This is a genomic window from Aliikangiella coralliicola (genome assembly GCF_007004725.1).
GTDB lineage: Bacteria > Pseudomonadota > Gammaproteobacteria > Enterobacterales > Kangiellaceae > Aliikangiella > Aliikangiella coralliicola.
Genome location: NZ_ML660170.1, coordinates 270,282 through 286,283 on the forward strand (window position 1 = coordinate 270,282; position 16,002 = coordinate 286,283).

Consider the following 16,002-nt stretch of genomic DNA (forward strand, 5'->3'; position numbering starts at 1 on the left):
TTTAATTGCCTCTCTGAATTCGTCTTTGCAAATCAAGCACCCAACCTGAAACTTTCTTATCTTCCGTGCCAATCAGGTCGAGATAGGCTTGGTAATGTTGCTGAGCCAACCCCAAATCATACAGATAAATGTCAGCCAGTATGCCCAAGTTTAGATGGCTATTAGGATAACCCGGATATAAGTCTATCGCTGTGACATAAGCCTCTTTGGCTTTATCGAAACTTCCCAGTTCGCGTAAAACAACGCCTTTTAAGTTATGCGCATAATAGTTTTGCGGATCAATTTTAATACTCTCATTAACAGCCTTCAACGCCTCTTCGAATTGTTTTTGTTGCATATACAGCCTTGCCATTCGATAGCTTGGCCCAGATTGCTCAGGGTGCGTTGTTTGCAACTGTTGGAGCTTTGCGATGGCATCCCCGGTCTTTTTTCCTTTAATAAGTTGATTGATAGCGCCGTATCCCTTGACCAATTCAAGCGGCGCGACCTTTTCTTTCATTGGATCAGGTTTCGTAATTGCTGCAACCTTGGTTGCATCCTGCTCTGCACCAGCCGCATCAGCTGGTTGCTCCTCATCGACCTGCTCTTTGGCGACAGTCTGATCCGGCTGTGTTTTTTCTTCCGGCAACAGACCGGCACATCCGCTGATAGTCAAAAATGCAAGTATGGCTAACGGTAGCCGAAAAGACTTTGGAATTCCGCAAAACCTTGAGAATTGAATATTTTTCAACATCTGAAGGCGTTTAAAAATGAACATCAGGTAATGCCTCCAATCTTTCAGACTTATCGTATTGTGCAGGCTTCAATAACTTCAGTTCGTTGATACTCGCCTTCACTGAGTCATCATAAATTTTATCAACGGTCCTTTGCGCATTCACTTCATAAAAGTTGATTGCTTTATCTTCAAAAGGTAATGCTTGCTCTTCAAGTAAGTAACCATACTCCTCCAACTCATCTTCACTCAGACCTTTCGGTTTTTGCGAAGCCATTAGATCTTTGGATAGTAAATGGTAAATTTGGGCAACCTTGTGCGTACTTGCCGTCGTAAATTTTGCCACATTATATTTCGCAATCGAATTGTAAGCACTTAGCGCTTTTTTCATCGCAGCACGTTTTTTCTTCAAGCTTTTAGCTAATGGAAGCTTCAGTTTAATCTTCTTAAACTGGCTAAATAGAGACTCACTTAAAATAAACTTCGACTCTGCGGCAAGAAACGTCGTTCGGGTATTATTTTCAGATTTATTTTTAGCATAAAACTCAACAATTTTCTGGCGCCAAAAGTGACTCTTGGTAATGTCGCCAGTTTTTTCGTAAAGCTCAACCAGTTTATTTCTGCCTTCCTGAGAAAGAAGATAAGGACTCGGGTAAGTCCAAACGTAGTGTTTGTAGGCTGCAATCGCTTGCTTGCTGTTGTCAGCTTTCAAGTATAACTCAGCGACGCGCCAGCGACCTTCACGAGCAAGTTGAGGGTCGTTTTGATTTTCAGCGAGTGTAATATATTCTTTGGCTGCTTTATTCCAATCTTGTTGCTTTTCATAAACTAAAGCCAGCTTCTCTGGAATCGTTTTCGATAACTCGTTTTTCGGATAAGCCTTACGGAAAGACTCCAGTAGTTGAGAGGCTCGTTGCCATTTTTCTGTCTGTAACAACAATGTTGCAGCATCGAAATGGGCATTAATCGCAATTTTTGATGAAGGTTCAAGCTGCTTAACTTTTAAAAACAGGTTAATCGATTCATCAAGCTTATTTTCTGCTTTCGCATTTTCCGCCAGCTTATAGACCGACTCAACTCGTCTCTGCCTGAACTCTGCACGTTGCTTTTTAGATAATTGTACTGTGTTTAACAACTGAGTAATTGCGACTTCAGCTTCTGCATAACGCTTCAGATCAAACAGTCCGTTAGCAATAATGATTTTTGCCCGTTCAGCTTGCTTTTTGTTTGGTTTGGCCGGCAAAACAAGGAGCTTATTACTTGAATCAATGGCACCTTGTACATCATTAATCGAGAGTTGCTGCTCAGCCACTCTGGATAAAATTTCAGGTGCCTTTGCATCGTTAGAGAATGTGCTACTAAATTTTAATCCACTTAAGATTGATGGTAAGAGTTTTTCTTGCGTGGTTGCGTTTTTAGGGTGCGTAACTCCCTGGTATGCAACTAGCGCCCGGTAACCGGCATCTCGTGAAAATTTACTCTTCGCGTTCTTATAGGCAACGATCTCATATTCTTTCGCCGACTGTAGTAAGTCACCGCCATCGGTTAGAGTTTCTGCGAGCAAGAACCGATATTGAGAATCGATCTGCGGATCGGTAAAAGTCGCCAGAATTTCTCGATACCATTTAGCTGCAACTAAATAGTCAGCTGGCTTTTTAGATTTTTGTGCGGCGGCGTGATAAAACTTAGAAACATCATCAAGGTGAAGGCGTAACAAAGGTTTTAAATCATCAATAACTTTACCAGAATATTTTTGCCAGAACGCGCTTTGGCGTCCGTAATTCACCACGAAACTTTCTTTGGCCGGCAGTATTAAACTCGGGAAGCCGCCTTTTCGATAGACCTCAATTACACGTGAATGAAATTCTGGAGAAGACAAGGACAAAGGATTTCGATTGATAAATCCCATGTAGGTATCTGCAGCATCCTGAAAGCGTTCTTGTTCAATGTAAAGTTCCGCCAGCCCAGCATATATCTGATCTTCAAAAGGCTGGCGACCATAGGTTTCAAAATATTTCTTAACTGAGTCTGCCCCATCCATATTATAGAATGCCAGGCTTATCACTCTGCCAGTATCGACGATCAAATCATCAGTCAGTTTGTTTTTATTGGCCGCGTGTTTTTGCTGATAAAGTAATCTCTCATATAATTTAAAGAAATCCTGTTGTGCTTCAAGAAATAAACTCTGTTTAAACAGCGACCAGCCTCTTTTATAGAGCGCTTTATCATAAAACTGGGTGTTAACTCCCTTGGTGATAACTTCTCCATATGCCTTTTCCGCCACCTGGTATTGTTTGCGAACAAAATAAGATTCGCCACGGCGAAACTGGCTCTCAACATAGGAATTAGATTCCACATGAACTACAGCAATTTGATCGAGAACTTTCAGTGATGATTCTGGGTCAGCATTAAGAGAATGCGCGCGAGCCAATTGATACTTTACTTCATCGATTGCTTTATAATCAGGGTGCTCGTTGAGTAAAGTCTGATATAGCTGAATAGCTTTATTAAACGACGCGTCTCTCATCGCTGGTGTTAGATTACTTTGACTACTTGACTCACTCGCCGACATCTTAGCTTCAGCCAAACGCATAGTTAGATCGGCTAATCGGTGTAAAGCCTCTCTTCGAATTGTTGGATTACCGCGGTTAAGTAGTCGCTCGTAACTTTTGACCACCTGCTCCGCATCAATACCTTTTATCTGAGAAGTTTCCACTTCAACAACTTGTTGATCGATAAATTCAACGCGCGGCTCAAGATCTTCGGGTTTCAATTCGCTAATAGGAATTAACCGCTTAATACTGGCACACGAAGCGATAGCCAAAGCGAGCGAAACTCCTAAACTCAATCTGAACAATTTTTTCGCTACCGCTTTTCTATTTTTTTTAACCAGGCAAGAAAACTTTGATACCAAACCCGACCCAACCGATAAATTAGAATGATTGAAAAACTCATTAATGCTCACGTCAATCAATCTCCGGAATAACAACCGCTTTTTCGTGGAGTCTCGCCACAGATAAGTCCGATTGCAACAGGTAATGATCGATTGTTGTTCTGCGTTTAGCTAAAACAGCGAGGATTTGAGACTTAAGCTCTGCCGCTTGAATTCGAATATGCAGTTGTATTTTATCTCTCAGACCAAGCAGCTGATTTTTACCCACATCTACTTTTTCCTGGTAACCACTAAAACGAACTTTAGCACTTGCGCGCGCTCTTTCCAGACCACCTTTACGGGACTGGATTTCGGCTAGTATCCGCTTAATTTGTTTCGCTTCTTTTTCTAGTAACCAGATCTTTCCCACCTTGCCACTTTCCAGCTGCCACTGAAAAACCCCCTGTGCTCTCTTTGCTTTGAGTCTTTTTTCTGGCGTCAACATATCATCGGGAATTCTCGCCACTTTTTCCATCAGCCGGCTAATACGTGCGTGGGTTCTAAGTTCACTAGCATCAGCCAATAAGTGAAGTTTTTCATTATTTTTTAATGCTTGAATATCAGACTCTAACTGGGCTAACGCTTGTTGATATTTATCAAACGCGCCTTCAGTTAAATACCGCTCAACCAGCGGAATTTTTTCTTCAAAACGTAAAGTGTTTGCTTTCAGAATTTCGTCAAAAATAGGCAACTGTTCTTCCCAATGACGCAAAAGGTTCGCTAACTTACCGAGCTTTTGATAACTTCTGAAATTTTCATTAAAACGATGTTGGGAAATTAACTCAAATAAATAGTAATCGTATTTATCGCCAAATAATTTTGAGTCCTGAATGCCTTGATCTCTAATGTCTTTGTTATTACCAAAAAGATCGTTATCGTTCATTTGAGCAAGTACTATCTTATCAATAAATCGATCAATCAGATCGCCCTGTTCAACTTTTTGTGTCAACTCATCAATTAAGTCCATTTGCTGCTGGAAAACATCCGACGCGTGTAGATAATTATCCAGAGAAAGTTGCATCGAATCTAATTTCTGATACGCAAAAGGAACTGCCAACAACGCTTCCTGAACGGCAGTATCACGAACATCTCGTTTACTCAATTCAAGCCAATGTGACAAAGCCATGCGGTAAGAACCAGACTCAAGATAACTCCAGCCAATGCCTAGCAGTGCACTATTGGATGAGGGAGAACTTAAACGAACTTTACGTAAATTAATCCGCGCTTTCTGATAATCTTTCTGTGATAAATAAAAATAGCCGAGCGCTACCTTTGCTTTATCTTGCAAACTTCTAATGACTTTATCTTCTGTGTAGCTCGGATGAATGTTGTTGAGAAACTTCTCCGCTTCCACAAGATTGGCTTCACGCAACCATAAGATTCCAAGGTTAAAACGACTGAAAGCTGCCATTGACGAGTCTTGAGAGATTCCCGCTAACCAACTTTTTGCCTGCTCTTTTTCATCAGCGTGTAAAGCCATGTTGCTTAACATAATCAAGCACTCGTCCTTTAACGAAGCTTCTAACGCATCAACGACTCGCTTTAATCGATACTGAGCTTGGGTGAAATCCCCTTGTCGATAGTGTAGTTTTCCGAGGTAAAACTCTAACTTGGCCAAGAGTTCAGTTTTCAGATCTTGTTCACTCAACAGGTCGTTAAATATTTTCTGCGCATGGGTCAACATGCCCAAATCAAGATAAATAACACCTGACAAAAGTTGAGCACTTTGCCGATGGTTTGGCAATTGTTGCCTTTCGTTTGCGACTAAAATCGCATTAAGCGCTTCAATCGTATTGCCTCGATAATATTCGAACAAAATATTACCATAAGCTAAATCTTCCAGAATAACCGGTTTCTTGAGGTCTTCTTTAGGTGGTTGCTCAGCTTCATTTGCGGAAGCTTCGGTAGATGTCGTCTCAACAGAGGGCTCAGCCGCTGACACAAGCATCCCATGACTCAGAGTAATCGCTAATAAACAGTTTCGAACGCTCGGTCTTAACAAGCATTGCATAACTTTTGAGAGATTCATTTAAAAACTCTTACCATTCAACAATGTTTAGCCGAGGCTGTTGCTTAGATTGATCGTCTCGAATTTGAACTTCTAATGCTTTGGCCTCATTACCTTTCTCAAAGTCGAAAGATATCGCGCGACGATACTCTCGTTTTCGAGGCCCAATCCCAATCACAATTGCAACAATTTCATGTTTACCTGTGCTTAAATTGCCGAGATAAAGCTTTTGAATTGCGCCACGGTGCAGCGCGTCAATGTCATTTTTAGTATATAAATAGTGGGTCACATCTTCATCGTCGATTTTTAGCTTGACGTTATCAAGAGCAAAGAAATGCCCGACATCAACCGACATATAAATAGCGACCTGGGTGGAAGCAGGAAATAATAGATCTTCTTCAAGAATAAAGAGATCCCTGTTAACACTCAAAACTTCTTTTTTAAGTGCTTCTAGCTTAGCGGCGGTAGTCTGCTCTTCTGCGGCGCCAGCCACAACAGAAAATAGACAGAGAAGGCAAAAAACTAATTTTTTCAATATTTTTTTGAAACAAGTCAAACGAGTTTGCATTTTTATCCACTAATTCCCAATGACAATATAGGTGTTGGCCGGACTAAATGTTCTGCAAAAGTAGGTTGCACACACAACGTAGTCGTCATGCTGACAGTACACTTTATACATTACTTCAGTATTTTATACATCAGTGCTCTTTCTAACGCTTCATTTTTGCATTATCGATCTGTTCTCAAGACCATAGACTATTTGACCGCCTGAAACCAATGCTCAGCAAGGTCACCTGCTTTAATCTTAAATATTGAGTAACAGTTTAATCTAAAATCAGTTTCTTTGGCCTATCTTGGTCATTATTGCATTTGCAAAAACCAGATATTCCCAATAAAACCAATATATTAATCGCTTTTATTCAAATTGATAACAATGTCTATTAATAGCCAATTGCGTATGACAAAGCTAGTAAAGATTCACTAAATTACTAAATTCAAGCAAATTAGCCACTGCAAAAAGTGAAAGCTTGCCCAGATTTTATCTCAAGCTCATATAAAAAAATCTATACCAGTCCTCATTTTATCGTCATTTAAGCTGGACAGTATTCAATTTCATCACAAATAATTAATTTACAATAACTTAACGAGTCTGAGCTCGAAATTAAAACACGCCACAAATATCTATCGTCAGAAAATTAAACTTCACTTGTTATATTGTTGCTTTGCATGATTTAACGCTTTTTCCAGTGACTCAACTGTTTGAGTGCCAACGAGCTTGTGAACAACTTGTCCATCAGGGCTAATAAGGTAGTTGGATGGCAGGGTTGGTGGTAATCCAAACGGCAGAATCGGCGTGGGCTCAGTTAACATAACAGCGTATTTAAATTCCCATTTTTGGATAATTTCAATTAATTTGTTTTTGGGTAAAGGGTCATAACTGACGCCGATAACCTTTAGATTAAGACTTTCGCCGTTTGCTGCAATTTGATTAAGAGCTGGAACCTCCTCTAAACACGGAGCGCACCATTCCGCCCAAAAATTAATAATCAACCATTGCCCTTCAAAATCATCAAGCGAATATTTTTTGCCGTCTAACAGTTGAAATTGACCATTTTGACTGCAACTTGAGATAAATAAAACCGCTGGGAATAGAATTAAACAAAAAAAATATGCTATAGTTTTCATAGATCTGGTAATATTTCGCTAGTTATCGTATTGATTTTGAATGGGAAGTTTAAAGCCCCAGACTTTGCTAATTTGTCGACCGTAAAAGCAAGTTCATTTCCGACTTACTAAAGAAAACAGGATGTTATGATGCTTTATGTCGGGTCTTTAGTGCAGGGATTTGGATGCCTCGAAAATCGCCGAAAGCAGGATAGCAGTTGGCTAACAAAAAACAAAATAAAATAACAGGTTTAGATGTTAACCTGCGATTACTAGTCAAAGAATCAAGTGAATTATGATTGTGGCAATAATTGTAGCAATACTAGAAAAGCTTGATAAAAAAGATAGTTTAATAAGAGGCAAACTGTCAAAGTCGGACTTAGTAAGCACCAGAATAATATAAGTGAGAATAAGTTAAGTAAGAGTAAGCTAAATAAGAATTACAAAATAGCAATAATAGAGTCAGTACATTTAGGTAGAGCAATTCGAGTCAGTAGATAATTGCAAGTTAGGTCAGTTTTTTAACAAGAGCGCAGTCTATAAGTCATGGAAAGTCTAAGATTAACTATCCCCTCACAACAGGAAGGGCAACATATTCTGGTTGAAACCGATCGTGCCAAGCTATCCGATTGGTTACGGTCATTACCTCTCGCTGATATGGCCAAGACGCTTCCTGAAGTAACCCGCGCAATTTCAAGTCTCAATCGAACCGAAATATCCTATAAACAGCGAGCAGAATTAGTCGAGTTATTTGACTCAACCTATCGACTTATCCACGATTACTATCGCCCCAAGATTTCACCTGCCGGTAAAAATCTACTAGCGGAAAGAGAAAGCCAGGAAAAACTTCATAATCTCACTCGTGAAATGGCTTTTGCCCATAAGATCATTGTTAATGACAGCCAACATAAAAGACAACTCTGGGGAAAAAACAAGTTAAAGGCTAAGGCTACAGCATTTGCTATTTTCTACCTTGGCATGATGCTGATAGAACAATATGAAGTCTACACGCCTATCCCTATTTATTTGTGGAGAGAAATTAACGCGCTGTTTGCCCACGCAGGCAAAGATGAACTGGAAAACTTTGAAATCGAAACCGGACAATCTTACTGTATGGCGACAGTTGAACAAAATTATGTAAGGAACTGTCTGATTGCCCTCGCCGACCCATATCACCTGGACAAAGGTGAACATTGGCAAGTGTTCTATTATTTACAAAACTGGGTTCACCTTGCCCGAATATCAGAAGATCCTGACGACTTCCGCAAGGAAGAATGTTTTATTATCGATGTCACTAGTGAAAACAAACCCAATTTTGTCACCAGTGAACTCGACGACCCTGAAGACCCTAAAATTCGCTTACTACTCACATATGACTTATTGCGCCAGATGAAATATGACCTGGAAAGTTTTGAAGAATCCAAAAAACTCCCAGAAAAATCTTTTCATCGTTCGGTCAACTTCGCGTCTGCGAAATACTTGTGGGAGCATTTGGACAAACACTGGCGTAAAAGAATCGAAAGAACCGCGCGGCGTTATCCCATAGTCACTAAGGTTGACGTAGTTTGGGGAATTAGCGATATCAGCAGAGTGCTCGGCCGGGCTGAACAAAATGGCCGCAAGCCACTTTCTTTTGACGAAATTAGTGCATTAACCGAAATTAAAGATCCCGATCATTTAAGCTGGGACGCAATTAATGTGAGCAGCGGTGGTATCGGCCTCTGTTCTCGTCAATACCTGATCCCTCGATTATCGCTGGGTGATTTGGCGCTGATCCGTGAGTATATGGATGGAAAGCCCGCCCCTCATTGGCGATTAGCCGTGTGTCGTTGGCATACTGGCGATGAGCATAACGGAACAATGTTGGGTCTGAAATATATTGAAGGCAAATACCAGCCAGTACGCCTTATTCTTTATCAAGGTAAAAATGAAAAAGGTGGCCAGCCAGGAATCGTTGTGTCAGATACGGTGGTGGAAGGCAGCAATTCTTCAACCATTATCACTACCAGAGGTTCGTATCAGGGCGATCGAGTCTATGCCATGCTTGGTATAGAAAAGCCGGTCGAAGTACGACCACGAGTCAAAGTTGAAGTAACTCCTTGTATCGAACGGTTTTTCTTCCAAACCTATGAACTGCGTGACGAGTTAGCTGAAGAAGTTCAAGAAGAAGTCTCGGATGTTATTCCCTGGACCGCCATTCCTCATGAGAAAGGTAATATCAACGATGAGTTTCAACTTGAAGATGACTCAAAGCCGGTGAGTCTTGATGATTTGAGACTACCAGGCGATCACTAAGCACTCTTTGCATTTCCTCTGAAAAAGCCATCAGCTGCCGTTTGGTTTGTTCCGGCAGCTCGGCGTTCTCTATTTGTGAAGAAGAAGGAAATCTTCTATCAGCCACCTGAAAAATCCCCCACAAATCGATACTATCTGAAGCCTTTGTCAAACAGTATGATTGGTCTTGGGTTTTTACCGCGATACCTTTAGCAACTAACTTTTCCATCCATTCAATATTAATTTCACGCTTTCCCTTTTTTGAAATTTGCTTTAACTGTTCCTCATCCAGAGTTTTTCCAGTAGCCTGAAATTCAGCCAGAAATAATAAGACAGCAACCACCTCAATAAATGGATGTTGCCGCTTTTCTTCCAACGTTAGTTCAAAAGCCTCTAATCCGTGACAAAACTCCGCGCCAAACAAAATAATGCCCCAACTGAGGTAAATCCATATTAAAAATAAGGGGACTGCAGCTAACGCACCGAAAATTATCTGGTAAGTGGAAAAACTCGACACAAACAATCCAAATCCAAACTTAGCGATTTCAAACAGCGTCGCGGTCAGAACCCCCGATGAAATAGCATGGGCAATCAAAATTTTGCGATTGGGAATGACGTAGTACATGATGCTAAACGCAACACTGGCCATTAAAAAAGGTAGCCACAAAGTCAGCCACTGACCATGTTCACTCACCACATCGGAAACAACTGGTAATGACTGGATATAAGAAGTGATGAGTAAGCTAGACCCCAACAAAATTGGCCCCAGCGTTAAAACGGCCCAATAAACCAGGAAAGTTCTGACAAATGATTTATTCGATTTGACGTGCCAGATTTTATTAAAACTGCTATCAATCGTTTGCATCATTAATAATGCAGTCACCAACAACATCAAAGAGCCTACACCAGAAAGCCCCCTCGCCTTAGTGACAAACTCATTAATATAAGACTGAACGGTTTCTCCGGTTCCGGGAACAAAGTACTTAAAAATCAAAGTTTGCCATTGCTGCCCGAGTTCCTGAAAACTGGGAATAAAGGCAAGCAACGCAAAAACCACTGCGGTTAACGGCACTAAAGCCAGTAAGCTGGTAACGGTCAACTCAGCCGCAATTGAGGAGCAGCGATCCTTCGAATATTGCTTAAAAATGTAGGAAATAAATGCACCAAGGTATTTAACCCTTTCTTCCATTACAACTTAGTCCTAAAATAACGGCTTTTAAAAGATACTACCTAACAAGAAAGGTAATAACAAATGGCAAGCTTTACAATTTATCATAATCCCCGGTGTTCAAAATCCCGTCAAACCCTCCAAATACTCAATGACAATGGCGTTGAAGTTGAGATCCTTGAGTACTTGAAAACGCCGCCGAGCAAAGCGCAGCTTAAGAAAGTTCTAAAGGCTCTGGGCATGAAGCCACAAGACATAATGCGCAAAAAAGAAGCCGAGTATAAAGAATCGGGGCTCGATAACCAGGACTTGAACATCGACAGCCAACTCGATCTGATGATTGCTTATCCAAAAGTGATTGAGCGGCCTATTGTTATCAAGGACGACAAAGCGGTAATTGGACGCCCACCTGAAAATGTACTGGAACTGATCAAATAATGCTGAAAGTACTCATCATTTATTATTCGTCAGGCGGCAGTACCCGTCGCCTTGCCCACCTGATTGCTCGCGGTGTCGGAGAATTTAGTCTTGAACACGAAAATCAAGAACCCGGCTCTCTGGGTATGGAACACCAAGGTATTGAAGCGGTCATTCGCACAGTTCCGGCAATTTCGAGCAAAACGGAAGCGGTTGAAAATCCGATACCTGAAACCGGTGACCTTTATGTAACCAAGCAAGAACTGGCAGAATGTGATGGGTTAATTGTCGGCAGTCCAACCCGCTTCGGTAACATGGCCGCGCCGCTAAAGTATTTTTTTGATCAAACTAGCGAATTATGGATGAACGGAAAATTGGCGAATAAACCAGTGAGTTTTTTCACCTCTAGCAGCTCAATGCATGGCGGGCAGGAATCGACACTTTTAACAATGATGATTCCCTTTTTACACCACGGAATGTTGGTTTGCGGACTTCCCTACAGTGAAACGGACTTATTGCATACCCAATCCGGCGGGACGCCCTATGGAGTTAGCCACTGGGATGGTCATAATAGTGATCAGGCTATCAGCGAGCACGAAAAACGATTAGCCATTGCGCAAGGAAAACGAGTTGCTCAATTGGCAGTTAAACTAAAAAATTGACAACTGAAAATACGATTAACGTGGTTCTAAATTCCGAACCGTAAAACTTAAACCCCATCAACATCGAACATCAAATTATGAGTATACAGGCCCCGACACCACAAATGTTAATAGCGCACCGAGTGACCCTGATTGGCTATTTTGGTCTGATTCTTCTGATTCCGATATGGAACCTGCTCTGGTATCCTTCGGATAAGTTTTCGAATGAAGTTCTGACTGGGTTCTGGCTAATTCCGCTGATATTTCCATTGTATGGATTAATCAAAGGAAAAGCTTACACTCATGCCTGGTCTGGCTTTATCGCTGTGATTTATATTTGTCACGCTTTGACATCATTGGTTACTAATTTTGAAGAACTCGCAGCCATTTTGCTAGAACTGGTGTTTGCGGCAATGTTTTTATTCGGTGGAATGTACTTTGCGAAATGGCGTGGTGAGCAACTCGGATTGCAGCTGCCCAAAAGTTCTGACTCAAAAAAATAGGCTTTTCAGGCTGAATGATAGTCAGGTTGAACCTTCATCAGACAGCCTGGAAGATAAACAACTAAAATTTAAGCGCGATAAGCGCGGTATCGCAACAAATGATCGCATAATACCAGCGCGGCCATTGCATCAACAATTGGCACGGCTCTTGGCAACACACAAGGATCGTGACGCCCTCTTCCCTGGTATTCTATTTCATCACCGTTTAAATCGACGGTTTTCTGTTTTTGCATTAGTGTTGCTACCGGTTTAAACGCCACTTTGAAATCCAAATCCATGCCGTTGGATATGCCGCCTTGTACGCCACCGGAATTATTGCCGTGAGTTTTTATCGCACCGTCTTCATCGCGATAGAATATATCGTTGTGTTCACTTCCCACCATGGTCGTTCCGTCAAAACCTGAACCAATTTCAAATCCTTTACTGGCATTGATCGATAACATGGCTTTGGCCAGATCAGCTTCAAGTTTGTCAAAAAGCGGCTCACCTAATCCCACCGGCATATTTCTAACTACACATCGAACCACACCGCCAATCGTATCTCCCTGTTTGCGTATTTCCAGAATTTTTTGTTCCATTTCTTTTGCTATATTTTGATCAGGACATCGAACAGGATTACTCTCAACTAAAGACTCAGTGATCTGCTCAATCGGTAATTGCGATTTGATTGCGCCAACCGTTTCAACCCAGGAAAGCACTTCAACGCCAATCTCACTCAAAACTTTTTGCGCGATTGCGCCTGCAGCGACATTTGCTGCCGTCGTTCTGGCAGAGCTGCGACCGCCACCGGCAACATCTCGAATGCCATACTTTTGCTGATAAGTGAAATCCGCATGACTGGGACGGTAAAGCTTGGCAAATTCGCTATAATCTTTGGAGCGCGAGTTACTATTTTCGATCATTAAACTAATCGCAGTGCCGGTGGTTTTTCCATCGACAGTTCCAGATAAGATTCTCACTTGATCGGCTTCATTACGCTGTGTAACTAGCTGGCTTTGACCTGGACGGCGTTTATCCAGATAGGGTTGGATATCCTGCTCACTAAGCTCAATTCCTGGCGGACAACCTTCAACAACGCAACCAACAGCGGGGCCATGGGACTCTCCCCAATTGGTGACTTTAAACAATTTTCCAAGACTATCTCCAGACATCTCTTGCAATACTCTTTTTTAGTAAATAATTTTAATTTTCGACAAATGGCTAATCACCAGTTTGCCACTCAAATCTAATTGGTTTAAGTAAGACCGACTGCGATAAAAGATAATCACCTGCTATCTCTTATCGAGTGGTGAGCCGCGGCGAGCATTTGACCACTCTCAGTTAAAAAACGATCAGCGTATTCACCAAACCATTCGCGGGTCTGCAAAAAGGCTTTTTTAAATGCTGCCTTATCGTCAAGTTTGATTAGTGTAAGCAACTCGCCAAAGCGATCGATAAACCGTTGCATCATATCGACATTATCCTGATTTGCAAAAATGATTTCAGTATAAAGATCAGGGTTTTGAGCAAATAATCGACCAACCATCGCCAACTCAAGTCGGTAAATAGGAGAGCTCATCGCCAATATATCACTTAACGTCCCATTTTCTTTGGCTAAATGAACGCCATACGCAACTGTCGAAAAATGGCGTAGTACTTGGACAATCGCCATGGTTTGATCATGCTCGGCTGCAGTCACTCGATGGATACGAACTCTCCAGATTAATAACTGTCTCAACAACCACTCATATTGTTCCTCTTCCCTGCCGTGACAAACCACAATCGTCTGGTCACAAAAATCTTCAACATCTGGCCCAAACATCGGGTGCAATCCAACCACCGGCCCACCATGAACATCTAACATTGCGGATAACGGCTTTTGTTTAATACTGGTAATATCAGCCAAAATACAATCATCGGCGAGACCTTTAAGCTGGCTGATAATTGAATCTGTCAGATGAATAGGAACCGCGACTATCACCAGAGCGGCATTCGCTAATAGTTGACTAGCATGAGGCCAGTCATCTTTCTCGAGAGTTTCTACCGGGTAATCCGAATCACGAAACAGCCGAACAAATAAGCGCCCAAGCTGCCCCTTTCCACCTATCACAACCACTTTTCGATTACCGTTTTTTACACATTCGTATTTTTGTGATGGTGTATCTTCTGTTTTTTCCTGCGCGACCAGCTTCTGTTTATATTCATTCAATAAATGAATCTGCTTATCTATTTCTTCAAGCGTTAATTCATCGACGTTGATCATTGGTTGTTGATTCACCGCGATGTTCTCCTTGCTTAATATTGCGACTGAATTGATGGGAAGTTAGAAACACCGACTATCAATGCCTATTTGTGTCATATATTCCCAATAATCAGGGAAAGATTTTTCCACCACATCCGCCGCCACAATACGAATTCCCGCGGTCTTAATCCCTAGCAAAGCCAGACTCATGGCCATCCGATGGTCTTCATGGGTGTTGATATCGGCAGGACCAACTGCGCCACCGTGAATGATAAGAAAATCTTCTCCCGACTCAACCTCAATGCCGGTTTTGCGAATTTCCTTTGCTGTATCTTCTATTCGGTTAGACTCTTTAAAGGCAAGATGAGCGATATTGGTGATCTTAGTTGTACCTTTGGCATAACAAGCGACAGCGGCTAATGTTTGGACCGCATCGGGCATTCCCCCCATATCAACTTCGATGGCTGACGGCTCTTCAGGCCCAATAATAGTCAAGTCAGCACCATTGATTTCTATCCTGGCCCCCATCGATTCCAATACCTGGTAGAACTTCGCTTCTCCCTGTACAGAATCCAGATCGAAATTTTTGATCGTGACCTTTCCACCAGAAATCGCAGCAGCTCCCATAAAGTAAGTCGCAGATACCGAGTCACCAGGAATTGCATAATTCAATCCTTGATAGGACTGATTTGGTTTAACACTAAAACAGTTGTCTTGCTCTACCACCTCAACGCCCATCTTTTGCATAAGCTGAATGGTCATATCAACATAAGCTCGAGAAACGACTTCTCCGTCAACCTTGACTTGTAAACCGTCGGCTAGCAATGGCGCTATGATTAACAAGGCACTCAAGTATTGGCTGCTTCTAGCTGCGTCAAGGTGGCACTCATTACCTATGACCGGGCCAGTTATTGTCGCGGGTAAACACTGATTAGGGCTGTCAATCTTGACTGACAGCTCAGTCAAAGCATCAAACAATTCGACCATCGGCCGTGTCGCCATTTTATCGGAACATCCAATTGATACCGGATGTTGCTCCAACGCTGCAACAGCCGCGACAAAGCGTGAAAATGTGCCACTATGGGCGGTGTAAAGCGAAGCTTTAGATTGGATCCCCTGCTCTCTGGGAAATATATTGACGCCATCGGCGGTCTTTTCAAAGTGATAACCCAGGTTTGAAAGCCCTTCGATGGCGGTATTAATATCCTTGTTATTAACCACATTGGTTAGTTTTGACTTGCTGGTTGCCAGCGCGCACATTGGTACTAAGCGATTAGCGACATATTTGCTGCCAGGTAGTTGAATACTTGCATTGATTTTTTGGTTTGGAATAATTTCTCTGTTCAAGAGTGAATGTCCACAGTTTGTGTTTATGCGAAGAATTAAAACGTCTAACCGGGGAAAAGTAAATTGACTTTTAACTATATAATTATTTTTTATTAACTATATCTACTTTTTAGA

The 16,002-nt window shown here is 41.8% G+C and carries 13 protein-coding genes; 4 read left to right on the top strand and 9 right to left on the bottom strand.

The window, feature by feature from the left end; genetic code table 11:
• Window position 1 precedes the first annotated feature (1 nt).
• The 5 genes from FLL46_RS23305 to FLL46_RS23325 all read right to left on the bottom strand — a co-directional run bounded on the left by FLL46_RS23305 (window position 2) and on the right by FLL46_RS23325 (window position 7,338).
• On the bottom strand, window positions 2-757 hold the full coding sequence (locus FLL46_RS23305) for a tetratricopeptide repeat protein (RefSeq protein WP_142934237.1): 756 nt from the start codon (window positions 755-757) through the stop codon (window positions 2-4).
• Window positions 744-3,677, bottom strand: a complete 2,934-nt coding sequence (locus FLL46_RS23310) for a tetratricopeptide repeat protein (protein ID WP_142934238.1) — start codon at window positions 3,675-3,677, stop codon at window positions 744-746. Before FLL46_RS23310 ends, FLL46_RS23305 begins: the two co-directional genes overlap by 14 nt.
• A 1-nt stretch (window position 3,678) precedes the next feature.
• Complete coding sequence (locus tag FLL46_RS23315; RefSeq protein ID WP_142934240.1) at window positions 3,679-5,673, bottom strand: tetratricopeptide repeat protein; 1,995 nt, start codon at window positions 5,671-5,673, stop codon at window positions 3,679-3,681.
• A 10-nt stretch (window positions 5,674-5,683) separates the two neighbouring features.
• On the bottom strand, window positions 5,684-6,220 hold the full coding sequence (locus tag FLL46_RS23320) for a hypothetical protein (RefSeq protein ID WP_142934242.1): 537 nt from the start codon (window positions 6,218-6,220) through the stop codon (window positions 5,684-5,686).
• A 635-nt stretch (window positions 6,221-6,855) separates the two neighbouring features.
• A complete protein-coding gene (locus tag FLL46_RS23325) occupies window positions 6,856-7,338 on the bottom strand; it encodes a TlpA family protein disulfide reductase (protein ID WP_142934243.1) in 483 nt (160 codons plus the stop codon).
• Window positions 7,339-7,863: 525 nt separating this feature from the next.
• Between FLL46_RS23325 and FLL46_RS23330 the strand changes: the two genes are divergently transcribed.
• Window positions 7,864-9,612 carry a hypothetical protein gene (locus FLL46_RS23330; protein WP_142934245.1) on the top strand — a complete coding sequence of 583 codons (1,749 nt, stop codon included), beginning with the start codon at window positions 7,864-7,866 and terminating at the stop codon, window positions 9,610-9,612.
• Here FLL46_RS23330 and FLL46_RS23335 read toward each other — a convergent pair.
• Window positions 9,536-10,780 (bottom strand): YihY family inner membrane protein, encoded by a 1,245-nt coding sequence (locus tag FLL46_RS23335; protein WP_142934247.1) that lies wholly within the window; start codon window positions 10,778-10,780, stop codon window positions 9,536-9,538. The genes FLL46_RS23330 and FLL46_RS23335 overlap by 77 nt on opposite strands.
• 63 nt (window positions 10,781-10,843) lie before the next feature.
• Here FLL46_RS23335 and arsC point away from each other — a divergent pair, with 63 nt between their 5' ends.
• From arsC to FLL46_RS23350, 3 genes are all read left to right on the top strand, one after another.
• Window positions 10,844-11,197, top strand: a complete 354-nt coding sequence (gene arsC, locus FLL46_RS23340) for an arsenate reductase (glutaredoxin) (RefSeq protein ID WP_142934249.1) — start codon at window positions 10,844-10,846, stop codon at window positions 11,195-11,197.
• The gene (gene wrbA / locus FLL46_RS23345) at window positions 11,197-11,838 is read left to right on the top strand and encodes an NAD(P)H:quinone oxidoreductase (RefSeq protein WP_142934251.1); all 642 of its coding nucleotides are present in this window, start codon (window positions 11,197-11,199) and stop codon (window positions 11,836-11,838) included. The genes arsC and wrbA overlap by 1 nt, the downstream gene beginning before the upstream one ends.
• A 77-nt stretch (window positions 11,839-11,915) precedes the next feature.
• Complete coding sequence (locus tag FLL46_RS23350; RefSeq protein WP_142934253.1) at window positions 11,916-12,320, top strand: DUF2069 domain-containing protein; 405 nt, start codon at window positions 11,916-11,918, stop codon at window positions 12,318-12,320.
• Between the two features lie 68 nt (window positions 12,321-12,388).
• Here the strand turns inward: FLL46_RS23350 and aroC are convergent, their stop codons facing one another.
• The 3 genes from aroC to aroA all read right to left on the bottom strand — a co-directional run bounded on the left by aroC (window position 12,389) and on the right by aroA (window position 15,888).
• Entirely contained in the window at window positions 12,389-13,471 is a 1,083-nt protein-coding gene (gene aroC, locus FLL46_RS23355; RefSeq protein ID WP_142934255.1) for a chorismate synthase, read from the bottom strand.
• A 113-nt stretch (window positions 13,472-13,584) separates the two neighbouring features.
• Complete coding sequence (tyrA, locus tag FLL46_RS23360) at window positions 13,585-14,577, bottom strand: bifunctional chorismate mutase/prephenate dehydrogenase (protein WP_142934257.1); 993 nt, start codon at window positions 14,575-14,577, stop codon at window positions 13,585-13,587.
• A gap of 45 nt (window positions 14,578-14,622) precedes the next feature.
• Window positions 14,623-15,888 carry a 3-phosphoshikimate 1-carboxyvinyltransferase gene (gene aroA, locus FLL46_RS23365; RefSeq protein WP_168204299.1) on the bottom strand — a complete coding sequence of 422 codons (1,266 nt, stop codon included), beginning with the start codon at window positions 15,886-15,888 and terminating at the stop codon, window positions 14,623-14,625.
• Between the last annotated feature and the right edge of the window lie 114 nt (window positions 15,889-16,002).